Source organism: Legionella sp. D16C41 (genome assembly GCF_048541585.1).
GTDB lineage: Bacteria > Pseudomonadota > Gammaproteobacteria > Legionellales > Legionellaceae > Legionella_C.
This window is the reverse complement of the sequence record NZ_CP183303.1, coordinates 2319132-2342892: the sequence shown is the minus strand read 5'-3', so window position 1 is coordinate 2342892 and position 23761 is coordinate 2319132. Positions and strand designations below refer to the sequence as shown.

Below are 23761 nucleotides of genomic sequence, written 5' to 3'. Positions count from 1 at the left end.
AATAGAGCTTTTCGGAAACCATGCCCTAGGTTTTAAAAATACCTGTTTATAATTTATGATTTCCAACTAATTTTTAAAAAACTATTTTGTATTCCTAGGGTCAATGTTTCGAAAATTATATATCTGCTAGATGTTAAGATGGTACATAAGTGCTACTAGAATTGACCGTCTCTACACGATTAAGTTTTTCTGTAGCTTGATTAGAAAAAAAACCATTATTAGCAACGCAGAGTGGAATAATATTATTTTGTTTCTCTGCCGTAATAGTTGATAGCGTCGTCTGATTTGCAGGTTCTTTAAGTAAAAAATCTATTATGGCGCGATGTCCATTGCGTAAGGCTACATTGAGTAATTTTTTGTTCTCTTTAGGTGTTATATTTATCGCAATTTCAGCTTGGTAGAGTAATTTAAAAGCGGCTAACGAACCACTTTCTGCAGCATAGAATAAAGCGTTATTTCCTTTTTTATCACAAAGCGTAATGTCGGCACCTTGCGTTAATAATAATTTTATATTAGGTACAATAGCGGCCTTTGCAGCTAACATTAGGGGCGTACGCTCCTTGTCATCGCTTAAGTTAAGTAATCTGCCAAACCCTTGTGTAAATAAAAAATTAAGCATGTCATTAGGTTGGCTTGCTGCTAATGTTAAACCTGTCTCTTTTTCATTCGCCAAAATTAAATTAGTTTTTGTCTTTAGAATAAGTTCCACTACTTCGATATTTCCGGTTTCGATTGCCGCTAAAGCGTGCTGCTCATTTAAAGAAGCGCCATAACTTAAAATAAGCTCTATTAATTTAATATTCCCTGTTTTGACTGCTAATAAAGTAGCTTGATTTTTTAACAAAACACCATGGCTTAAAATAAGCTTGGTAATTTCCAAAGCTTCATTATTAATAGCCAACTTTAGCGCCTTATATTTATTTTCTTCATTTTCTAAAGGTAGAAGATACTCTATGATTGGTAGTTGGTAATATTGAACTGCTGTTAGTAAAAGGGGCGTGCTTATATAAATATGACTACCGTATATATCCTCAGTTTCTCTTACAAAAGTCTCTTTATGACCGCCTTTTTCAATATGGTTTTTAATAAGCGACAAATTGCCTTGTTCGATAGCATCAGTAAGAGTTTTACGATTGTGAGAAGTTCTGAGATGTTTTTCTATATATTTTTTAAATTTTTGCTTCATTGCTTTTTCCTTAAGAGCTCAATGTCTAGATAAAGTACTAATATTTTTTAACCTAATTTCACATACTATGCTTACATTTTTATGAAAAATACAATCATTGGTTTGAAGAAGCACGCTCTAATTTAAAGACTTTGCTTGATAGAAATTTTCGAATTCTTTAATAACTTCATCAGCACTTTGCATAAACTCAGCAAAAACTTCTTTTATTGCGGCAATATCTTTAGCTTCTTTGGCTTTTTTCTCAAGACGAATGACCTGACTTTGTAGTCTAGGTACGCCACAAAAACAACAGGCGCCATTGAGCTTATGGGCTGCACTTTCAAGTCCTTTAATATCCTTTTGCTCAAATAAAGTGACAAACTCAGGCTGACTTTTAGTAAGTTCTTCTACAAAGCGCGTTAAAAATTCTTCTGCCAAAATTTGATTACCAGAAACTTTTTGCACACAAAGCGACCAATCAATGGCAAGCGCTTTAGTTTTATTAAGGATGCGTAAGAGGTGAGTTAATAATTGTTTTTCATCAATAGGTTTTTCTAAGCAAAGATCAATTCCTGATTTTGTTAATTGCTCTTGTTTGACATCATTGGTGTTAGCACTAATAACAACAATTGGCGTTCTTCGATTTAAAATAGATTCTTTGCGAACTAATTTTGCGGCCTCTAGTCCATTTAATTTAGGCATCTGTACGTCTAAGAGAAGTAAATTATAGCGTTTTTCTTGACAAGCTCTAAGCGTTTCCTCGCCATTTTCTACTAGTTCAATAGCGGCATGTTCTTGTAAGAGGGAACTTAAAAGCATTCGATTGACTGGGTTATCTTCAGCAATAAGAATTTCAGGATGAATCGCTCTTAATTGTTTCCTTAAATTGTCTAACTCATGATTATTAGTTACCGTTTGTGACGCCTCATTAAGAATGAATTCAATCGTATCGTATAATTTTTGAATACTTAATGGTTTATATAAAAAGGCGCGCGCGCCTAAAGCTTGGGGGTCATGAATAAGCCATTTGGACACTAAAACACAAGGAATAGTTTGTTTCCGTAATAATTGAGCAACTTGCTTTTCGCAGCCTTCATTAACATTAATAAAGGCAATCTCGCATTCTTTATGGTTTTTAAAGGCATCCTCTAACTGGTTAAACGCATTAACTGCAACGCATTGTATGCCCCAAAAGCCTATCCCGTTACACATGGCCTCAAGTTGCAGTGGATTATCGTCAAAGCAAATAGCTTTTAATAGACCGAATCGATGCGTTTGATTTTTTTCAACTTCGTAAGCTGCTAATTTCTCTAATCTAATTTTAACTGTAAAGGTAGACCCTTTATGTAGCTCACTGGTTAATTGGATGCGTCCATGCATTTCTTCTGCTAATTTTTTACAAATCACAAGCCCAAGTCCAGTACCGCCAAAACGTCTGGTGATGGATGTATCTGCTTGATTAAAAGCATTAAATAACTTCGTTTGGTCGTCTTTTGATATGCCGATACCTGTATCTGTAATAGCAATAGAAACTACATAGTCCTTTTCGGATTCTTGTTCGATTAAGGTGCGAATTAAAACATAACCATGATCGGTAAACTTAATAGCATTACTAATTAAATTGGTCAAAATTTGTTTTATACGTAATGGGTCGCCTAAAACAGTTTTAGGAACCCTAGTTCCTGTAGAAGGAATTAAATCAATTCCTTTTTTATGAGCATTCGGACCAGCTAAAGTCAATACTTCATCAATGCAGGCTCTTAAATCAAGTGGAATACAATCAAGATGCAATTTGCCAGCATCCATTTTCGAGTAATCTAAAATATCATTAATAATATTTAATAGATCTTGAGAAGAAGATTTAATCGTTTTTACATAATCTAGCTGTAGGGGATCAAGTTTGCTTTCTAACAAAACATTAGTAAAACCAATAACACCATTCATGGGAGTTCGAATCTCATGAGTCATGTTGGCAATAAAATCGCTTTGCTGTTTAATTTTTTCTTCAGTCTTTTTCTTTTCTAGCGATAATTGAATATTTTTTTCTTCTAAAAGCTCAAGACTATTTTGTAAGTCTTCTGTGGCAACCTCAATATGATGATTAAGGTCATGGATTGTATTTAAATATTGACGCTGTAGGTGCGCACATCCTTTTTCAATTTCTCCTAATTCGCTATCACTAGAGACAGCAATATGTGTTTCAAATTCATTTTGTAAAATTTGTTTCATACTACGCCGTAAACGGGCAATAGGTAGGTAAATGCGTTTAGATAATAAGTAGTGAATGGTAAGGCTAATTAATAAACCAAAGAGAGTAATAAAAATAGTGATGATATACATTTGATAACGTTTAATTAGCATTGACTTGGTATCAATGTCAATGGATAGCCATCCTAAAATATCATCCGCTTGCAGTGGTATATAGTCTGCCGTTTTTTTAAAAGTGGTATTTGAGTAGAGGTTAAACTTAGGAATCGTAATAGGTGCGACAAAATTAATTACGTAAGGTTCAATTTGTTTGCTTTCAATGTAATCACCGGTAAATTCAGGAGGTTTAAATGGTGTATGAATAGAGTGCTTTCCACCTCGATAAGCCATTAAATGCCCATCACCATCATAAAAGGCAAGTGCGATAACCTCAGGATTAATAGTTGAGGCGTTAATAAGCCCTTGCAGCGTTCGTCTATCATTACGCATCATAGCTAGTTGGGCTGCAGGTAATAATTGACGGATATAAGCTTCTCCTAAACGAAACATATGCTGATTTAAGTCTTTATTAAATTGACCGTTATAAAAAACAGCAAATAATAGGGCAACTACAAAAACCGGGATTAATGTCGTCAGGCGAAGCTGATATTTAATACTTAAGCCTTTCATAGAGAATAACGTAATCCATTTGCTGAGCGGTTAAATTTAGCATAACTTGCACAAAAATAATGGCTAGAAAACCTCCTGTACTGAGATATACTGTGGTTTTTCACTAGTTTTTTCGCCCAACCTGTGCTCAAATTAATCTGTTCACCAAGATTCAAGCCTACCCTTCGAACGGTTAAAGAATAACCGCCGTTAAATAAAAAAAGTGCTTCTTGCATAGTTTTTATAAAATTGGCAATACATTTGTTGGCTTTTCGTTATATATAAAGTCAGCTATTATAGCCCGAATATTTTCCTGCTTACAACGGAGCAATTTTAATGGTTGTTAGAACGCGTTTTGCCCCAAGCCCCACAGGGTTTTTACATGTTGGTGGAGTAAGAACGGCCTTATTTTCTTGGTTATATGCTAAAAGGCATCAAGGACAATTTGTTTTGCGTATTGAAGATACTGACAGAGAGCGCTCTACCCAAGAATCAGTGCAAGCTATACTCGATGGCTTAGCTTGGTTAGGTATGGATTATGATTTAGGCCCTATCTATCAAACCAATCGCTACGAAAGATATCAAGAGATAGCTATACGTCTTTTATCTTTAGGTCATGCTTATCGCTGTGTTTGTTCTAAAGAACGTCTAGAAGCACTACGAGAAGCGCAATTAAATGCAAAAGAAAAACCTAGATATGATGGCCATTGCCGTAACTTAAACTTAGCACCTACTAATGAGCCTTATGTCATTCGCTTTAAAAATCCAACTACAGGGGCGGTTGTTTTTAAAGATGAAGTCTATGGCGAAATTGAAGTAGAAAATAGCGAATTAGATGATCTGATTTTAATTCGTTCAGACGGTCATCCAACTTATAATTTTGCGGTAGTTATTGATGATTGGGATATGGAAATCACGCATGTTATTCGTGGTGATGATCATATCAACAATACGCCAAGGCAAATTAATTTATTTAAAGCGCTTAATGCTCCTATTCCTATTTTTGCACACCTACCAATGATTTTAGGTGATGATGGTAAGCGCCTATCTAAGCGGCATGGTGCGGTCAGTGTATTACAATTTAAAGAACAAGGCATATTGCCGCATGCACTGCTTAATTACTTAGTAAGATTAGGATGGTCTTATGGCGATCAAGAAATATTTAGTGTTGATGAAATGATTAAATACTTTGATTTGGTTAATGTTAGCCGTGGAGTAGCAAGCTTTAACTATGAAAAATTAATGTGGTTAAATCAACATTACTTAAAAGCTGATAAGCCTGCAGAAGTTGCAAACGCTTTATTATGGCAGTTTGAACGTTTAGGTATTAATCCCACTGATGGGCCAGAACTTGATAAAGTTATTATGATTCAAGCTGATCGATGTAAAAATCTAGTCGAAATGGCAGAAAAAAGTCGCTATTTCTATCAAGATGTTATCGAATATGATGAAGATGCGGTTAAAAAACATCTACGTCCTGTGGTTCTTGAACCACTTACTCGTTTATATGAACAATTTCAACAAGAAGCAGACTGGAGTGCGGAAACTATTCAACATATTATCAATAATGTTAGTGCTGAATTTAATATTAATATGAGTAAAATAGGTCAGCCATTACGCGTGGCTGTAACCGGAACTAGTATGTCACCTGCTATTGATGCAACCTTGGCGTTAATTGGAAAAACTCGCACAATATTTCGTTTACATGAAGCGTTGGAACGAATAAAAAAACGAGCAGCTAATACGGCAAATTGATTGTTTTACTTTTTATTTACTAAAGCTTGAACAATTAGCTAAGCTCTTTAACCATAAGGATTTTATTACTCTATACACAAGCTTATCCACAAATTTTGTGGATAAGCCTTTTATTTGATTTTGGTAAATAATTTAATTAATTCATTAAAAAACAACAAGTTATCCTAGCTAGACAGAAAAATGAACTAATAATTAGCTAATTGTGAAACGTTGCAGGAAAAAATATCCACAGTTTATTAAATTAATTTATTATTATGATTTTAATTAATTTTCTTTTGGACAATGATTGCATCACTAACATTAGAAAACCCATGGACATTTAAATGAAAATTATTAATTGCCGCATGCAACTGACTTGAGCTTCCACCATCTAAATTCAGTGCATGAATGCAATTGAGTGGTGGCGCTTGCATTAACTGAGCTAATTCAGTAGTTGATAAGGGTGAATTTTCTGTTACTAACATAACCACTTGGCCTTCAGGAGTGATGCCTAAAGCGGAGCGTTCAGCACGTCCTGGCTTTAGAGGTGGAATTTGACCATGGATTATAAGACGCGGCCCACTTTGAACAGCAAAATCAATTTGTTTACTACGTTTAAATTGATTAACACTTGTTAAATAAGCATGATCATGTTTAATGTAAAAAACTCCCCACCAACTGATTTGCTTTAGGGGACTTTGTTGTTTTTTGTCATTTATTCTAAGTCCTAAAGGATGGAAATTATGGTCAAAAAAACCACCATTAATAGTAATTAAAGATTTACTATGCTCAGCATATTCTTCCGCTGAGGCATTTTTCAATGCTAAATCCTTTGCCATAATAGAAGAAAGTTTGTTTGATTTTAAATCAATCAGAAAAACATGAATATGCGACCATGGCGAAAGATAGCTAAAGTTTAAATCTTGATAAAGTAAACCTGGGCCTAATCTTTGCCAGTTAGCTGCTGCAATTGCGTAATTAAGCAAGATTGTAATAAATAAAACAGTAAATATTGCTTTTAAACCTTGCCTCAACCATTTTGTGAGTTCAATGGTTTTACTGGGCATCGTATTCTTGTATCCTTATTATTTTTATAGTGGATTAACTATGCAAAATTCGTCAGAAAATCTTACCAGAGTGCAACAAAAATCGACAAGCGATTTATCTAAGTTAATGCAGGATATCTTAGATCGGGCTCGTTCTCAAGGTGCTACTGATGCTGCTGTTTCAGTCAATCATGATAGTGGCTTTTCTGTAGATGTTCGTATGAATGATGTTGAGACGATTTCCTTTAACGAGGATAAAGGGGTAAGTTTAGTTATCTTTATTGGCCAACGTATGGGTAATGCTAGCAGTACTGATACATCGCCTAAAGCTTTAGATGCATTAGTTAAAGCAGCTTATGATATTGCTCAAGTAAGTTCTGAAGATGCATGCTTTGGTTTAGCTGATCGTGAGTTGCTAACTAATCAATTTCAAGAGCTTGATTTATACCATCCCTGGGATATTAATCCTTCCCAAGCAATCGAAATGGCTTTAAGTTGTGAAGCGCACGCTTTAGCGCTTGATAAACGGATAAAGAATTCAGATGGTGTTAATCTGTCTACTTACAGTTTTATGCATGGCTATGCAAATAGTTATGGTGCTTTAGGTATTATAAACGGAACAAGACATAGCATAAGCTGCTCTTTAATTGCGCAAGAAGGGGAGTCTATGCAGCGTGATTACGATTATACTACGGCTCGTCATGCTCATGATTTAACCTCTCTTAAGCACTTAGCTGAAACCACTGTAGAACGAACTGTGAGTCGTTTGAAGGCTAAACAGGTTAAAACACAGAAAGTACCTGTTTTATTTTCTTCACGCATCTCAAGTAGCCTCTTATCAAGTTTAATTAACGCAATTAGTGGCTCTAATTTATATCGTAAAAATTCATTTTTACTAGATGCTCTCGATAAACAAATTTTTCCAACAATGATTAAAATTTATGAACAACCACATTTGCTAAAAGCTTTAGGTAGTGCGCCTTTTGATGGCGAGGGAGTACCCACTCGAAATAATATCTTTGTTGAAGACGGTCGTCTTTGTCAGTACGTATTAAGTAGTTATTCAGCAAGACGATTGGGTTTAAAAACGACAGCTAATAGTAGCGGAGTTCATAATTTAACTATCAATCCAACAACTGGTGGTTTAGATGAGTTAATAAAACAAATGGATAAAGGCTTAATCGTAACAGAATTAATGGGGCAAGGTGTTAATGTATTAACCGGTGATTATTCACGGGGCGCTTCTGGTTTTTGGGTAGAAAATGGCGCTATTCAATTTCCAGTAGAGGAAGTAACCATTGCGGGTAATTTAAAAGATATGTTTTTAGCAATTCAAGCAGTAGGAAATGATATAAATCCTAATATTGCAACTCGATGTGGTTCAATTTTAATTGATGGGATGACAGTTGCTGGACATTAAAATAATTACAGTTAAGTTGTTGATAGAAAAAGTTTTAATTAGTTTCTAAGCTCTATCATTGCCAGAATATTGCCGTAGGATAAGGAACAAAAATTAAGTGTTGTAAGTTGCTTCATGCGTAAGAAGTGTTGGGTCGATTGGCTCAACACCATCTATATTGTATTATTATCTATCAAATGTTTTAATTTACTTAATGACGTAATACTTAAGGATTTTATAGAAAAAACATATATGTAATTAAAATTTTAATTCTAAGAAATATATTTATTATAGGATTCTACCTTATTTACACAGGTATTTTCTTTAATAACTTGTTAAGCTTGGCTTAAACTATCTTTCAAATTCATCTTTGAAATACTGCTGAATAATCCTTTTAGGAACTTTTGTATAAGGTTGAGAGCCCGTTTTATTACAAAGATATAACATAATAATAATAGTTATGAGTTTATTTAAGTTTAGTCGATAAAGAGTAAATATTATTATTTAGGGCGCCTTGTAATAAAAAATTCCTGGCTATTTTTGTACTCATCTTATTTTGTTCTTTTAATATCTTAAGACGTATAATTTTTTTAAAAGAAATTGCAAAACTTTCTAAACCTTAACGTTGCAAAGAAGCTATTTAGAGAAAATAAACTATTCTCATAATTTGCTATAATAAAATAAAAATTTACGTAAATGAGTTTATGGATAATCTTAATTATGATTTTCGTATTATTATTATTGATGATAATGTGGAAATTCATAAAGACTTTATAAAAATACTTACCAAACCTCTGCGAAATGAGCTTGAAGAGTTTGAAGAGAAGTTATTTGAGAGTTCTACTAAAAATTCAAATAATTTAGTTTTACCACGCTTTAAAATTGACACAGCAACTCAAGGACAAGAAGGCGTGGCCCTTATTAAAAGGGCATTTGAGGACAAAGAGCCTTATGCGCTTGCCTTTGTAGATATTCGTATGCCACCTGGTTGGGATGGCATTGAGACAATTAAAAATATATGGAAAGTTGATTCTGATCTTCATGTGGTGATATGTACCGCTTATTCTGATTATAGTTGGGAAGAAACTATTGAAGAGTTAGGTCATAGCGATAATTTCCTTATTTTAACAAAACCCTTTGATCACATTGCAGTACGCCAATTAGCTTATGCTTTAACAAGAAAATGGAAGTTATTACGTGAATCGCGTGCTTATACATTATCGCTTGAACAAGAAGTAGAAAAAAGAACAGAAGAATTAAAATTTCATGCTACACATGATGCGCTGACAGGGTTAGCTAATCGAGTGCTTCTGCAGGATAGAATACAGCAAGCAATAGCCATTTATAAACGTTATCAAACCAAGTTTGCTATTTTATTTTTTGATTTAGATCGATTTAAGTTAATTAACGATAGTTTAGGACATTCCGCAGGTGATGAATTATTAAACTTGATTGCTCAACGCTTATTAACTGCGGTTCGTTCTTTTGATACGTTAGCAAGACTTGGGGGGGATGAGTTTGTTTTATTGATAACAGAATTAAATAATTTAGACGATATTGTAAAAATTGCTAATAAAGTGCTACAGATGATTAAAGAACCTTTGCAAATTATGGGTCGTAATTTAGGCGTTACTAGTAGTATGGGAGTATCCATATGTCCTCAAGATGGCCAAGAAATTGATAATCTTTTACGTAATGCTGATACTGCAATGTACCATGCTAAAAAGTTAGGTGGCGATCAGTTTCAATTTTATTCTTATGAAATGAATGAGAACGTATTAGAGCAGTTAGAACTTGAAGCACAATTGTATCAAGCATTAGCACAACAAGAGTTAGTATTATGGTATCAACCCCAATTTCATATCCGAGAGCATAAATTAGAAGCTGTTGAGGCATTGATACGTTGGTATCATCCCTCTGAAGGCTTACTTTTGCCCCTAGATTTTATTCCTATTGCAGAGCGCACAGGCTTAATCATACCTATAGGTGATTGGGTGATAAAAGAAGCTTGTACTCAGAATAAGGCTTGGCAAGAAGAGGGTTTGCCACCAATACGCATGGCCGTTAATATTAGTTCCCAACAGTTAAGTCAAATTGATTTTGTAGAAAAAATAAAGTCTATATTACTTGAAGTAAATCTAGAGCCTCGATACCTTGAGCTAGAATTAAGCGAGAGTGCCATTATTAATCCTTCAATTATTGATAAGATTAATGAATTAAAAAACTTTGGCGTTCAAATAGCGTTAGATGATTTCGGGACAGGTTATTCTAATTTACATCATTTGCGCACGATGTCTCTAAATCGATTAAAGATTGACCGCTCTTTTATCAATAATATTCAGTATAATGGTAATGATGACCTAATTATTCGAGCCATTATTTCTATGGCTAAAAGCTTAAATCTTGATGTTCTAGCCGAAGGAGTAGAAACACAAAAACAACTTGATTTTCTAAAAGGGTATCGATGCGATCAAATTCAAGGCTTTTATTTTAGTAAACCCTTACCTGTAGACAAACTTACTCGACTGTTAAAAAATCCTAATGCAATTAGCGATTTATTAAAGCAAGTTCGAAAGGAATAAATATGAAAAAGAGTTGGTTAAGCTTAAGTATATTACTCATTCTTATATTAGCTAGCCTCTATTTTTATTTATTTCACAATAGTGTTAATCAATTACCGACTTATTTTAAATATACGCCAGAGGAACAAGCATCTTTATCTCACTTAGAGTCTAGTAAATTAATGACTATGGATTCTCTAAAAAAATGGGATAATGTAATGTTTGACTTAGTTAAATCCCATAAATTAGCAGATGCCCCTGCCTCACGACTTTATGCGTATGTTTATACAGCACAACGTGATGCAGCTTTTTTGGCATTTAATGTAAAGCATCAATTTGTAGGTAATCTTGATGTAATTTCTAGTGAAGTGCTTTGCTTATTTTTTCCTGATAGTTGTTTAAATATTAAACTTGGTGTTCGTGATGATGGCTTTTCACACCGATTAAGTGACTTGGTTTTAAATAAAATAAAACCGCGGATGGCTAAAGACAGCCAAAATGAACATTTATCACCTCAACTTTTCGGAGAAGGGTATTGGGCTGGCGTTAAACCGTTTTTTGGTCAAGATGTTGGATTTTGGACACCATGGCTTATTAGCTCTTTAAAACAATATTTACCGCCAAAGCCATCTAACCCTAATGATCCATTTTGGCAGAGTCAACTTAAACAAACAGAAAACGCATTAAATCATATTACGCCTGAACAGACTAAGGCTGTAGTATTTTGGGCAGGAAATCCTTCTACGGTTACACCACCTGGAATTTGGTTAAAATTTGCTAATGAATATATGGAAAAAGAACAAGTTTCCCTGTCTAAAGTATTTTTAGTTCGTTCAGTGCTAGCTATGGGAATAGCGGATGCGGTAATAACCGTGTTTAAAGCTAAATATACTTATTGGGTAAAACGGCCATTTATGTTGAATCCAGCTATACATACAGTCATGCCTACGCCTAATCATCCTAGTTACCCTGCAGCACACTCAGTTGTTTCTGCTGCAGCAGCAGTCATCTTAACTTATTATTTTCCTGAAAATAAATCAGTTTGGTGGAAAGAGGCTCACCAAGCAAGCTCAAGTCGCGTTTGGGGCGGAATCCATTTTCCCGTTGATACTAACGCCGGATTGCAATTGGGCGAGGAAGTAGCTCATGCTGTTTTGCAGGCTCAGCCGCCAAAATAGAGGTAGTCCATGAGTATTCGACATAAAATTCTATTAAGTATGTTCTTAGTAGTAATACTTTTTGTACCTGTTAACCTTTATTTATTAACACGATATCTGGATGTTAAACAAAAATTTTTAGTTTTCGTGGATAATACAGCTCCTCGACTTGAATCATTATTAAAAATGAAAAATTTAAATAACCGCATCAATTTATTTATTGAAAATTTAAGCGTTAAATTCCAAGTAACACCGGCAAATACTAACACGCCTGATAAGGTGGGAGCTGTTAAGGATGAGTTCTTAGCTTTGCTAGAAGAATTAGGAGAGCAAGAGAAGAATTACAGTGATTATCAACAAACTGGAGTAGCTACGTCTGTAAAACGACTTATTACCCTGCGAGATGAGGTCATGCTAGCTGCTTTAAATGTTTTTTCTGCTAAAGAACAACAGCAAGACATGCATCATATCGACGCTCAAGAAAAAGTACTGCAAGATAAAGGAAGGCAACTTAACTATTACATTGATACCTTACTGTTACAAGAGTCAGCCAACATAGATGATGAGCGCGAAAGAATTAATCAAGCAGCTCACGATCTAACAAACTTAATTTTACTTTTAAATCTTATAATTATATTAACTAGTTTTATTATTAGTGTTTTTCTAGCAAAAATAATATCAAATCCTCTTATTCGTCTTAGTCAGTTTGCTAAGAATATTGATTATGAAAATTTAAAACCTCTACTTCCTATCCTTAGCCAAGATGAGATAGGTGAGTTACAAGAACATCTAAATCGCATGCTACTTAAATTAGATAAAGCTAAAACTATCTTAGTTGAAACATCTCGATCTGCAGGGGTAGCGGAAATGGCTACAAGTATTTTGCACAATGTCGGTAATGTTTTAAATAGTATCAATACTTCTGTAGCTTTGCTTATAGAAACCAATCAACAATCATCGATAGATAAACTACCTAACTTATTGGACTTGCTAGAAAAAAATATAAATAATTTGAATTATTTCTTGGCTTATGATGAGCGCGGTAAAGTAGCTATACCTTATTTTAAAAAGTTAATTGAAAAATTAGAAAATGAAAAAATTAAAAGGCAAGAAGAGTTAAAGAATTTAGATCAAAACCTTAATCATGTAACTCAACTTATTATGACGCAACAAGAATCTAATCGTCCTGGCGTAAGTCTGCGTGAGAAGGTTGAGGTTATTGAATTAATTGAAGATATTTTGCCTTTATTTGCTAATCAACTTAGAAGAAATAAAATTGATATAGAAAGGCAATTTACTCGTCTTCCTACTTTTTTATCAGTTAAAAATAAAATACAACAAATTCTTATTAATTTAGTCAAAAATGCTATCGATTCTTTAGCCATCAGTCATCAAAAAGAGAAAAGACTAGTAATAAGATTAGAGCTAGATAAAGAAAAAAATTGGCTTGAAGTGATTATAAAAGACAACGGTGTGGGTATAGCCAAGGAAGATTTACAAAAAATTTTTACATTTGGTTTTACCACCAAGCCACATGGGCATGGTTATGGTTTACATAATTGTGCTTTGTTAGCAATTGAGCTAGATGGAGAGCTACAAGTCGAGTCAAAAGGCATCAATCAAGGCGCTACTTTTAAGCTAATATTACCTTTAAAAACAGAATAAATTTTTATCTTTTAGGGCATATATCCACCGAAGACGGATTATGTCATGGTTTTTCCTATATATAGATGCAGGCCGCCTTAGCTGGTATCAACTCTGTTTGCTCCATTTAAAATGGGTAAAACCAATGAACTCATTTTACCTTCTAAGCAGAGCAATGTCTTATGAGGGGTAGGTTAAATTGTAGTTAATTATAAAGTCTAAGTAAGTAGTGCTAACCACCTAGTTCGGTGAGAAAGAGACGGTCACCTAAAGTAAATAATTTAAGCGGCAAGTTATTCCACTTGATCTATTATTTTTTTAAAATTTATATTGCCTATTTACCATAGATTATTACGATTTAATTTTTGTCGCGGAAAATGATACGTCCTTTAGTTAAATCATAAGGGGTTAGTTCAACTTTAACTTTGTCTCCTGTTAAAATACGAATATAATTTTTGCGCATACGGCCTGATATATGTGCTGTAACAACGTGACCATTTTCTAGCTCAACACGAAACATTGTATTAGGTAGTGTATCAATTACCGTACCAAGCATTTCAATATGATCTTCTTTTGCCATGAGGTCTCTCAAATTAATTAAATTACATAAAAAGGTAAATAGTGCCTTAAAATGGAAGAAATGGCAATTAGGTATTAAATTTCTTTCATAGCTTAAGGTAGATAGAATTGTTTTGCTTTAATATTTTGGTGCCTGTGGCAGGGTATTTTCTCTAAATAGATATTAGATAAGTGTGACTTGTAAATAGCCTAGTTACAATTTTGTAGCTAAGTCAAAATTACTATCAAGTCAGTTATGAAAGTTAATTATTCATTATTGCCATATACCTTGCTTAGTAGGATAGCCTAAAGTTTTCTCTAAGCGTTTTAAAAAATCTTGTCGATTTATACTAATTGCGCCTAAGCTTTGTAAGTGTGGCGTAGGTAGCTGGCAGTCAATAAAATCAAATTGCCATCGTCTAAGTTGCTGACATAAATAAAACAGTGCCATTTTAGAGGCATCTTGTTTCTGATGAAACATAGATTCACCGAAGAATGCCCTGCCTAAACTGATACCATATAGGCCACCAATCAATTCATTATTATCCCAAATTTCTACAGAATGAGCATAACCTAAATGATGCAAGGCTAAATAAGCTTGTTGCATCTCATCGGTAATCCAGGTATGGTTTTTACGATTATTAACTGTTGCACAATTATAAATAACTTCTGCAAAGGCTTGGTCAAAAGTAACACGATAAGATTTATTTAGTGATTTTTTTAAACTTCGTGACAGCTTAAATTCCTCAGGCAACAAAATTAAACGTGGATTAGGCGACCACCAAAGTATGGGGTAATTATTATCAAACCATGGAAAAATACCTTGGCTATAAGCTGCTAATAAACGCTCCGGTGATAAATCGCCGCCTATAGCTAGTAAACCCTGATCATCTGCACTTTCAGGATCAGGAAAAGTATAAAGTAAATGCAAAGATGTAGTCATTAATAAATTTTAAACAGTTAGCTTATTATAAGTTTATACCGATAAATTAAGGACCTCTCTTTAAAGCAGCTTTGCAGAAAAATTTTAATTTAATAACTAACTAATAAAGCTATCTATTTAGCTAAGTCATCTAAATACTTTTCTGCATCTAAGGCTGCCATACAGCCAAAGCCTGCTGAGGTAATAGCTTGGCGATAAACATGGTCAGCTACATCCCCACAAGCAAATACACCAGGAATTGAAGTCGCTGTTGCCATACCTTCTAAGCCGGAACGTATAATTAAATAGCCATCATTAGTCATGGTTAATTGATTCTTAAATAAGCTGGTATTAGGATCATGCCCAATTGCAATAAATACCCCATCAACTTTAAGATAATTGATATTATCATCAGGAAGATGGCGTAAATTCACTCCAGTGACTTTAAGACCATCACCTAAAACCTCTTCTAAAGTGTGATGCCAAAGTAATTTGATATTGCCGGTACGTGCTTTTTCAAATAACCTATCTTGCAAAATTTTCTCAGCTCTTAAGCTATCACGCCGATGAATTAAGGTCACAGAAGCAGCTATATTAGAAAGATAAAGCGCCTCTTCAACAGCAGTATTACCGCCACCGATAACACATACATCTTTATTGCGATAGAAAAAGCCATCACAAGTTGCGCAGGCCGAAACGCCACGACCTTGATAAGCTTTTTCAGTTTCTAGACCTAAATAACGGGCTGAAGCGCCGGTGGCAATAATTAAGGCATCACACGTATAAGTTTCACTATCGCCTTGTAAAGTAAAGGGACGTTTATTTAAATCAGCCTCAATGATGTGATCAAAAATAATTTGAGTTTCAAAACGTTCTGCATGTTTTTGCATACGCTCCATTAACGCAGGTCCTTGTAAGCCTTCTGCATCACCAGGCCAATTATCTACCTCCGTTGTCGTTGTTAATTGACCACCTGGTTGCATACCAGTAATCATTACCGGACGAAGATTGGCACGTGCTGCATAAACTGCTGCAGTGTAACCAGCTGGGCCTGAGCCTAGGATAATAAGCTTATGATGATTGTTACGGCTTGTCATTTCTTTCTTCTATATAAGTTATGTTACTATGTCAAATAGTATGATAGAAAAACAAATTTTAAAATAGCTATGGCGAAAAGAGACGCAAGTAATAAACCTAAAAACAATAAAGCGTTACCCGCTTTTTTAGTAAAACGTATTAGTGAGGGGAGTTTTATCCTACTTTTAACTGGCGTTTTATTTATTCTCCTTTCTTTACTTACCTACCATGTCACCGATCCTGGCTGGACACATTTAAATCCCAATCGGCATACAGAAATAGCTAATGCAGGTGGGCATGTAGGTGCTTATATTGCTGATGTATTGTATTTTTCTCTCGGCTATTGTTGCTTTTTTCTTTCATTAGGCATTCTTTATATTGCTTGGTTGGTTTTAAAAGAACATCGTATTATGCAAGCAGTTAATAAGCCGGTCCTTTTACTGCGCATTATTGGTTTTATATTAGCAATTGTTGGAGGCTGTGGTTTATTAAGTCTAGATTCAGTCATTGTTAACGCTACGTCAATTAATAGCGCAGGTGGTTTAATAGGTAATTGGATAGCTAAAGGATTTTATTATGCTTTAAACTTACATGGTGCTTCTTTACTACTTTTAGCAATAGTGCTAGTTGGCGTGACTTGGCTAACTGGCTTTTCTTGGGTAAGGCTTTCAGAATCTATTGGTATTTATACGGTATTGGCTTGTAATTGGTTTACCAGTAAATTTAAAAGTATACTGAGCAATTTATATAATCACGCGAAAGCGTTAATTCAAAGGGATAAATCAGATAAGCCGCTAATTAGACCAACTAGAGCACCATTATTGTCTATAAAAAGGCAACCAGATAGAAAGGAAAGAGCAGAAAAAACTGTTCCTATTTTAATTTCTCAAGCCAACATTCCTAATCCAACAACTAATATTGTTGAAAATCTACCGCAAACGGATAATAAGCCCGTCAAAGAAAAAAAAGCTAAGCCACCCATTGCTAGTGGTTTACCTTCGTTAAGCTTACTCGATAAAGGGCAAGTAGGTAAGCCTTTAGGAGGTTATACCCATCAAGAATTAGAGAGTTTATCGCGTGAAGTAGAACAGCATTTGTTAGATTTTGGTATTCAGGCGGATGTTGTTGCAGTCCATCCTGGCCCCGTCATTACTCGTTTTGAACTCCAATTGGCTGCAGGAATTAAAGTCAGTAAATTAACAGCATTAGCGAAAGATTTAGCGCGCTCCTTATCAGTTCTTAGTGTACGTGTGGTAGAAGTAATACCAGGTAAAACAGTAGTAGGTCTTGAATTACCAAATCAGCATCGAGAAATTGTTCGGCTCTCATCGGTATTATCAGCTGAAGTGTATCAACATGCTATGTCGCCTTTAACACTTGCCTTAGGTGTTGATATTGCTGGCCATCCTATGATAGTTGATTTAGCTAAAATGCCTCATTTATTAGTAGCAGGTACAACTGGCTCAGGTAAATCCGTAGGGATCAATGCCATGATTTTAAGCTTATTGTTTAAGTCAACACCTGATCAAGTTCGCTTAATTATGATTGATCCTAAGATGTTAGAATTATCAGTCTATGATGGTATTCCCCATTTATTAACACCTGTAGTGACTGATATGAAAGAGGCAGCTAGCGCATTGCGTTGGTGTGTAGCTGAGATGGAACGTCGTTACCGCTTAATGGCCTCCCTTGGTGTGCGCAATTTAACTGGGTTTAACAATAAAATAAATGAAGCTTTAGAACGAGGTGAGCCATTAACCGATCCATTATGGAAACCAAATGACGGTATGGATACTAGTGCGCCATTATTACAACCACTGCCTTATATCGTAGTTGTTGTGGATGAATTAGCTGACATGATGATGGTTGTAGGTAAAAAAGTAGAGCAGTTAATTGCCCGTATTGCTCAGAAAGCACGTGCTGCAGGTATTCACCTAATTTTAGCTACGCAACGACCCTCGGTTGATGTCTTAACAGGATTAATTAAATCAAATATTCCTACACGAATGTCATTTCAAGTGTCTTCTAAAATTGATTCAAGAACTATTCTTGATCAACAAGGGGCAGAGCAGTTATTAGGCCATGGAGACATGCTATACTTAGCTCCAGGTACTGGTGCTCCCCTGCGGGTACATGGTGCTTTTGTTGATGATAAAGAAGTTCATCGCATTGCAGATGATTGGCGCGCCCGTGGCGAGCCTGACTATATTGAAGAAATCACTCAAACTTTAGATAGTTCGGAAGGGGGAGGCGATGATGGGCAAGAGACAGAGGATATTGATCCTTTATATGATCAAGCAGTTGAATTTATTATTCAAACTCGTAAGGCTAGTATTTCATCCGTGCAACGCCGTTTTAAAATAGGTTATAACCGTGCAGCGCGTTTAGTTGAGGAGATGGAAAGGACAGGAATTGTTGGCCCCTTAGATGGCGGCTATAGAGATGTACTTGTATCAGCTGTACCGGACGAATAAAAGAGGAAAATATGAGAAAAATAATTAGTTTATTGTTATTAAGTTGGCTACCAATTAGTTGGGCTCAAACACCGGCTGATGAAGTACAAGCTAAATTAAATGCGATTCGCAGTATGAGCGCGGGCTTTGATCAAATTGTAACTGCTGGTCGGCGTGAAGTATCGCAGTCTTCAGGTAAGATGGCATTAGTTAGGCCAGGCCATTTTCGCTGGGAAACGAAAAGTCCTCTAGAACAATTAGTTGTTGCAGATAGTAAGCGTTTATGGGTTTATGATGTTGATTTAGAGCAAGTAACTGTCAAAAAACAAGAGTCTGGTTTAGGTGGCACCCCTGGGCTTTTTTTAAGTGGTTATGATAATAGTGTGACACGCGATTTTGATGTCTCAACTCAAGATAAAAATGGTGTGCGCACTTATATTTTAAAAGCAAAATCGCCTAAAGAAAATTTTCAAACAGTCAATTTAACCTTTAATGGGGATGCTTTAAATATTATTGAGTTTTTTGACCAGCTTGGCCAACATACTATTGTGAAATTGAAAAATGTAAAAACTAATCCCGCTTTAGGCGATAAATTATTTCAATTTAAACCACCTAAAGGGGTGGATGTTGTTGAGCAGTAGTAATCAGTAGTGGAACCTGTGGCGCCACTAGCCGAAAAGCTAAGGCCTAAGCATTGGGATGAAGTGATTGGGCAATCACATTTACTTGGGCCAGGTAAACCGCTGCGTTTAGCGTTTGCCTCGGGTAAGCCTTATTCTATGATTTTTTGGGGCCCTCCTGGCGTTGGTAAAACAACTTTAGCGCGTTTAAGTGCAGCGGCGTTTGATTGTGAGTGGATAGCAATTTCTGCGGTGTTGGCGGGAGTTAAAGATATTCGCGCAGCTGTTGAACAAGCGCAAGTCAATTTAACTTTGCATAGACAAACACTACTTTTTATTGATGAAATTCATCGTTTTAACAAATCCCAACAAGATGCTTTATTACCTTATACTGAATCTGGCCTAATAACTTTTATTGGTGCAACTACAGAAAATCCTTCTTTTGAAGTTAATTCAGCTTTACTTTCAAGAGCACAAGTTTATGTACTTAAACCATTAACTAATGAAGAGCTGGGTTTATTAGTAGCGAGAGCACAAAAACAAGTTTTGCCTCATTTACAATTTAGCGCAGAAGCGCTAGAACATGTTATTCATTATGCTGATGGTGATGCTCGTCGACTACTTAATTTATTAGAACAAATTGATACAGCAGCTAAAGTAGAAGGGATAAGTGAAATTACATTGACCTTTTTACAGCAGGTTTTAGCACCTAGCGGCCGACGTTTTGATAAAGGTGGTGAAAATTTTTATGATCAAATTTCAGCCCTACATAAATCGGTGCGCGGATCACATCCTGATGCGGCACTATATTGGTTAACTCGAATGCTAGATGGTGGAGTTGACGCCCGTTATCTTGCACGAAGAATAATTAGAATGGCGTGGGAAGATATTGGACTTGCTGACCCACGAGCCATGCAATTAGCTAACGATGCTGCATTAACTTATGAAAGGCTTGGTTCGCCTGAAGGAGAACTAGCTTTAGCACAAGCGGTAATTTATCTTGCGCTCGCTCCTAAAAGTAATGCTGGCTATACGGCATTTAATGAAGCATTTAAATTTGTTAAAAATGATAAATCCCGTGAAGTACCTTATCATTTGCGTAATGCTCCTACAGCTTTAATGGATAAGCTTGGATATGGCCACCAGTATCGCTATGCTCATAATGAACCCTTTGGGTATGCTGCTGGCGAAACTTATTTACCTGAAGGGTTAAATAAACTTAATTGGTATAGACCTGTTGATAGAGGTTTAGAAGTAAAGCTAAAAGAAAAAATGGATTTTTTGAAATCATTAGATACTGAATATAAACAGAAACATAATAAATCAAAAAAATAAAATCTTCTGCCTAGCGTTTAGCGCAAATATCTTATAACTTATTCTAGATACTAATAATTTCTGAGCAGAGCAAAAATCAAAAATTCGTTAAAGCTCTTATAAAGAAAAAAGGGGTTAATTTTCAAGTCCCATAGCGGAAATAAACAAAATTATGTAAGTAATGGACTTTAGAAAAACAATTTCCCTTTAGCTCCCTTAGTCGTTTGAAGACAGGTCTTAATAATTGCAATTACAAGGATGTCAATGTAAGCATGAACAGTCTACATTATGAAATATGCCAGCGTTTGCCTTGTGGTTTAGTGGTGATTAATGCTCAGGGTATAATTGTCTGGTTTAATTATGTTGCTGAGGATTTATTAGGAAAAAATTTAGAGGGCGCATTATGGCTTGATGTCATTAAACGTTCTTTTGCGCCTAAAGAAGATGATGGCTATGAAGTCTCTTTAGTGGACGGCCGGCGTATTAGTGTGGCTATCTCATCTTTAAATCATTTGCCTGGTGAATTGGTTACTTTAACTGACTTAACAACAACAAGGCAATACGAGCAAGAAAAAGCAGAGTATGGAAGGTTTTTAGCATTAGGTAGAATGACAGCACAGCTTGCACATCAAGTTCGTACACCACTAGCTTCAGCAATGCTTTATACAGAGCATTTATTAAATGCTGTGGTAACTCCAGATCGGATGTCTAAGTGGGTGATGCGTATTCAAGCTTGTCATGCTAGTATTGAGAAACAAATCCAAGATCTATTACTTTTTGCGCGTGGCGATACGATTGAGCTTGCCAATGTTAGTGTTGCTCAATGGGGAAAAGAATTAGAAAAGAGAATTTATTCACTAGCTTTACCAACAGCATTACAATTGATAATTGATAATCAGCTGTTAACAGGTTCTTATTATCTTCATACTGAATCGTTAATAGGAGCGATTTTAAACCTGATTACTAATGCCATACAGGCGCAAGCGAGTTATATTGAACTTACGCTTAAGATGGTCAAAAATAATTTAATGATCTCTGTTAAAGACAATGGCTGTGGAATGACAGAAGCGGTGAAAGCACAGGCCTTTTCTCCTTTTTTTACAACTAAAGCAGAAGGTACTGGCTTAGGGTTAGCTGTAGTTAAGGCTGTAGTAAAAGCTCATCGTGGAGAAATTAATCTTAGTTCCTCTCCAGGCGAAGGATGTTGTGTAGAAATAAACTTATTTCAATAGGCTTCTTTCGAAGTGGTTAGTGACAAGTCTCAGGGCCAAGCGAAAAAGTATTGAAAAAGTGCGACGTATATGAAGTACATAAGCATTTTAAATGCGCTTTTTTGTCTGCGAATAGCTGTCAAAGGCTGTTTCGAAAGAAGTCTAATAATTTGTAATAGCTCAGTATAGTATATAAAGTCTTGGTGAAAGGTTTGATTGGATTGCAATTTGGATGAAAATGATACTGAAAAAGGAATATGATATTTTACTTCAGTATTTTGAAGCGTGATGTTCATTTAAAATGCGCCAAATATAGCCTTTCGGTAGATAAGGGTAATCTATTACAATAATTTTTGGTATGCAGTTTATTGCCCACATTAATAAAAGGAATTCAATGATGAGTGGCGTATTAATTGTAGAAGATGATCCTGTGTTAAGAGAGGCGCTGGCTGAAACAATGAATTTGGCAGGGCATTCTTATTTAGCTGCTAAGGATGGAAAAGAGGCCTTAGCTATGCTAGATAAATATAGTCCAACTGTTGTGCTTAGTGATATACGTATGGATGAACTTGATGGGCAACAGCTGCTTAACGAAATCCAGCGCCGTCTGCCAGGTACACCTGTTATTTTAATGACTGCTTATGGTTCCGTTGAAGATGCTTTAAAAGCCATGCGTCATGGCGCGGTGGATTACTTAGAAAAACCTTTTAGTGCACATAAACTAACTGAAAAAATTAATTTATATATGCATTCTACTTATGTAGATAATGATGAAGTACCTATTGCTAAAGATCCTAAAAGTCAGGCCTTACTCTCAATGGCAAGGCGGGTTGCAGAATCGGATGTTGGCGTTATGATTACAGGCGAAAGTGGAACAGGTAAAGAGGTGCTTGCCCATTTTATTCATCAACATTCTGCGCGAAGACAACAGCCTTTTGTTGCTATTAATTGTGCTGCTATACCTGAGCAAATGCTTGAAGCAACCTTATTTGGTTATGAAAAAGGCGCTTTTACTGGGGCTTACAAATCAGCACCAGGAAAGTTTGAGCAAGCACAAGGTGGAACAATTTTATTAGATGAAGTCAGCGAAATGAGTTTAAGCTTGCAAGCTAAACTCCTTCGAGTTATTCAAGAAAAAGAAGTAGAACGTATTGGGTCAAATAAATTGATCCATTTAAATGTACGCGTGCTTGCTACCAGTAATAGGCAATTACTAGAAGAAGTTAAATTAGGGCGTTTTCGTGAAGATTTATATTATCGTCTAAATATTTTCCCATTGCACTGGTTGCCCCTAAGAGAGCGAATTTGTGATATAATCCCGCTGGCTAACTACCTTATTCGGCGCTATTGTAAGAAAACGACTTTAAAAGCACCTTTATTAAGTGAAGATGCTATACAAGCCCTTTTAAGTTACCCTTGGCCAGGAAATGCACGTGAATTAGACAATGTTATCCAGCGTGCTTTAGTGTTACAGACCAATGGTATAATTGAGACTATTCACTTACAGTTGCCTATTTTACAAGCAATTGAGCAGACGTTATCAATTAGTAGTGAAATGAAAAAATTACAAGAGCATGAGTTTGATATTATTGCTCAAACTTTAAAAGCACATGGCGGTAATCGCCAACAAGCGGCTGCAATTTTAGGAGTAAGTGAGCGAACCTTGCGCTATAAGTTAGCAAAAATGCGCGAGGGGGGATATGTTATCTAGGTAACTAGAAGAGCTCCGCTCATAGGTATAAATGCTTAATGGCATCAATTTAAGAATAGTTTTGTCATATTTGTGCTGGCGGGTATCTATTTCTATATAGACTTAGTGCCAGTGTGAAGATAGATTTCCGCCTGCGCGGAAATGACAGGGTTTTAAGTTGCTGAGGCGAAAATAATAGAATTTTTAAGCTGTATCATATGAGTTTAGGTAAGCGCTTAATGGTGTCAATTTAAAAACAGCACTGTCATACCCGCGCAGGCGGGTATCTATTTCTATATAGGCTTAGTGCCAGTATGAAGATAGATTTCCGCCTGCGCGGAAATGACAAGATTT

At 35.6% G+C, this 23761-nt stretch carries 16 protein-coding genes; 10 read left to right on the top strand and 6 right to left on the bottom strand.

Features of this window, described 5'->3' with window-relative positions; translation table 11 throughout:
• Positions 1-133: 133 nt before the first annotated feature.
• Together ACNVED_RS10120 and letS are read right to left on the bottom strand one after the other, a co-directional pair.
• Complete coding sequence (locus ACNVED_RS10120) at positions 134-1186, bottom strand: ankyrin repeat domain-containing protein (protein WP_419418898.1); 1053 nt, start codon at positions 1184-1186, stop codon at positions 134-136.
• 117 nt (positions 1187-1303) lie between these two features.
• Positions 1304-4042, bottom strand: coding sequence for a two-component system sensor histidine kinase LetS (gene letS, locus ACNVED_RS10115; RefSeq protein ID WP_419418897.1), 2739 nt, complete (start codon positions 4040-4042; stop codon positions 1304-1306).
• 315 nt (positions 4043-4357) lie between these two features.
• Here letS and gltX point away from each other — a divergent pair, with 315 nt between their 5' ends.
• Entirely contained in the window at positions 4358-5776 is a 1419-nt protein-coding gene (gltX, locus tag ACNVED_RS10110; protein ID WP_419418896.1) for a glutamate--tRNA ligase, read from the top strand.
• A 260-nt stretch (positions 5777-6036) separates the two neighbouring features.
• Here gltX and ACNVED_RS10105 read toward each other — a convergent pair whose 3' ends face one another.
• Positions 6037-6822, bottom strand: coding sequence for a phosphodiester glycosidase family protein (locus tag ACNVED_RS10105; protein ID WP_419418895.1), 786 nt, complete (start codon positions 6820-6822; stop codon positions 6037-6039).
• A gap of 40 nt (positions 6823-6862) precedes the next feature.
• Between ACNVED_RS10105 and pmbA the strand changes: the two genes are divergently transcribed.
• The 4 genes from pmbA to ACNVED_RS10085 all read left to right on the top strand — a co-directional run bounded on the left by pmbA (position 6863) and on the right by ACNVED_RS10085 (position 13583).
• Positions 6863-8221: a metalloprotease PmbA gene (pmbA, locus tag ACNVED_RS10100; RefSeq protein WP_419418894.1), complete on the top strand. Its 1359-nt coding sequence runs from the start codon at positions 6863-6865 to the stop codon at positions 8219-8221.
• Positions 8222-8904: 683 nt separating this feature from the next.
• The gene (locus ACNVED_RS10095; RefSeq protein WP_419418893.1) at positions 8905-10782 is read left to right on the top strand and encodes an EAL domain-containing protein; all 1878 of its coding nucleotides are present in this window, start codon (positions 8905-8907) and stop codon (positions 10780-10782) included.
• 2 nt (positions 10783-10784) lie between these two features.
• A complete protein-coding gene (locus tag ACNVED_RS10090; protein ID WP_419418892.1) occupies positions 10785-11939 on the top strand; it encodes a vanadium-dependent haloperoxidase in 1155 nt (384 codons plus the stop codon).
• 9 nt (positions 11940-11948) lie between these two features.
• The gene (locus ACNVED_RS10085) at positions 11949-13583 is read left to right on the top strand and encodes an ATP-binding protein (protein ID WP_419418891.1); all 1635 of its coding nucleotides are present in this window, start codon (positions 11949-11951) and stop codon (positions 13581-13583) included.
• A gap of 337 nt (positions 13584-13920) precedes the next feature.
• Here ACNVED_RS10085 and infA read toward each other — a convergent pair whose 3' ends face one another.
• From infA to trxB, 3 genes are all read right to left on the bottom strand, one after another.
• On the bottom strand, positions 13921-14142 hold the full coding sequence (gene infA, locus ACNVED_RS10080) for a translation initiation factor IF-1 (RefSeq protein ID WP_058482464.1): 222 nt from the start codon (positions 14140-14142) through the stop codon (positions 13921-13923).
• Positions 14143-14394: 252 nt separating this feature from the next.
• Positions 14395-15063, bottom strand: a complete 669-nt coding sequence (aat, locus tag ACNVED_RS10075) for a leucyl/phenylalanyl-tRNA--protein transferase (protein WP_419418890.1) — start codon at positions 15061-15063, stop codon at positions 14395-14397.
• A gap of 113 nt (positions 15064-15176) precedes the next feature.
• A complete protein-coding gene (gene trxB / locus ACNVED_RS10070) occupies positions 15177-16139 on the bottom strand; it encodes a thioredoxin-disulfide reductase (RefSeq protein ID WP_419418889.1) in 963 nt (320 codons plus the stop codon).
• Positions 16140-16208: 69 nt separating this feature from the next.
• Here trxB and ACNVED_RS10065 point away from each other — a divergent pair, with 69 nt between their 5' ends.
• The 5 genes from ACNVED_RS10065 to ACNVED_RS10045 all read left to right on the top strand — a co-directional run bounded on the left by ACNVED_RS10065 (position 16209) and on the right by ACNVED_RS10045 (position 23428).
• A complete protein-coding gene (locus ACNVED_RS10065; RefSeq protein WP_419418888.1) occupies positions 16209-18593 on the top strand; it encodes a DNA translocase FtsK in 2385 nt (794 codons plus the stop codon).
• A gap of 11 nt (positions 18594-18604) precedes the next feature.
• A complete protein-coding gene (lolA, locus tag ACNVED_RS10060) occupies positions 18605-19213 on the top strand; it encodes an outer membrane lipoprotein chaperone LolA (protein WP_419418887.1) in 609 nt (202 codons plus the stop codon).
• A 9-nt stretch (positions 19214-19222) separates the two neighbouring features.
• Entirely contained in the window at positions 19223-20527 is a 1305-nt protein-coding gene (locus tag ACNVED_RS10055) for a replication-associated recombination protein A (protein ID WP_419418886.1), read from the top strand.
• Between the two features lie 251 nt (positions 20528-20778).
• The gene (locus ACNVED_RS10050) at positions 20779-21738 is read left to right on the top strand and encodes a sensor histidine kinase (protein ID WP_419418885.1); all 960 of its coding nucleotides are present in this window, start codon (positions 20779-20781) and stop codon (positions 21736-21738) included.
• A gap of 373 nt (positions 21739-22111) precedes the next feature.
• The gene (locus ACNVED_RS10045) at positions 22112-23428 is read left to right on the top strand and encodes a sigma-54-dependent transcriptional regulator (RefSeq protein WP_419418884.1); all 1317 of its coding nucleotides are present in this window, start codon (positions 22112-22114) and stop codon (positions 23426-23428) included.
• The last annotated feature ends 333 nt before the right edge of the window (positions 23429-23761 follow it).

Bases quoted from the DNA above. Each gene is read 5' to 3' on its own strand.
- ACNVED_RS10045 (WP_419418884.1), top strand. From the start codon at position 22,112: ATGATGAGTGGCGTATTAATTGTAGAAGATGATCCTGTGTTAAGAGAG.
- ACNVED_RS10105 (WP_419418895.1), bottom strand. From the start codon at position 6,822: ATGCCCAGTAAAACCATTGAACTCACAAAATGGTTGAGGCAAGGTTTA.
- ACNVED_RS10065 (WP_419418888.1), top strand. From the start codon at position 16,209: ATGGCGAAAAGAGACGCAAGTAATAAACCTAAAAACAATAAAGCGTTA.
- ACNVED_RS10120 (WP_419418898.1), bottom strand. From the start codon at position 1,186: ATGAAGCAAAAATTTAAAAAATATATAGAAAAACATCTCAGAACTTCT.
- lolA (WP_419418887.1), top strand. From the start codon at position 18,605: ATGAGAAAAATAATTAGTTTATTGTTATTAAGTTGGCTACCAATTAGT.
- ACNVED_RS10095 (WP_419418893.1), top strand. From the start codon at position 8,905: ATGGATAATCTTAATTATGATTTTCGTATTATTATTATTGATGATAAT.
- trxB (WP_419418889.1), bottom strand. From the start codon at position 16,139: ATGACAAGCCGTAACAATCATCATAAGCTTATTATCCTAGGCTCAGGC.
- ACNVED_RS10085 (WP_419418891.1), top strand. From the start codon at position 11,949: ATGAGTATTCGACATAAAATTCTATTAAGTATGTTCTTAGTAGTAATA.
- gltX (WP_419418896.1), top strand. From the start codon at position 4,358: ATGGTTGTTAGAACGCGTTTTGCCCCAAGCCCCACAGGGTTTTTACAT.
- letS (WP_419418897.1), bottom strand. From the start codon at position 4,042: ATGAAAGGCTTAAGTATTAAATATCAGCTTCGCCTGACGACATTAATC.
- aat (WP_419418890.1), bottom strand. From the start codon at position 15,063: ATGACTACATCTTTGCATTTACTTTATACTTTTCCTGATCCTGAAAGT.
- pmbA (WP_419418894.1), top strand. From the start codon at position 6,863: ATGCAAAATTCGTCAGAAAATCTTACCAGAGTGCAACAAAAATCGACA.
- infA (WP_058482464.1), bottom strand. From the start codon at position 14,142: ATGGCAAAAGAAGATCATATTGAAATGCTTGGTACGGTAATTGATACA.
- ACNVED_RS10050 (WP_419418885.1), top strand. From the start codon at position 20,779: ATGAACAGTCTACATTATGAAATATGCCAGCGTTTGCCTTGTGGTTTA.
- ACNVED_RS10090 (WP_419418892.1), top strand. From the start codon at position 10,785: ATGAAAAAGAGTTGGTTAAGCTTAAGTATATTACTCATTCTTATATTA.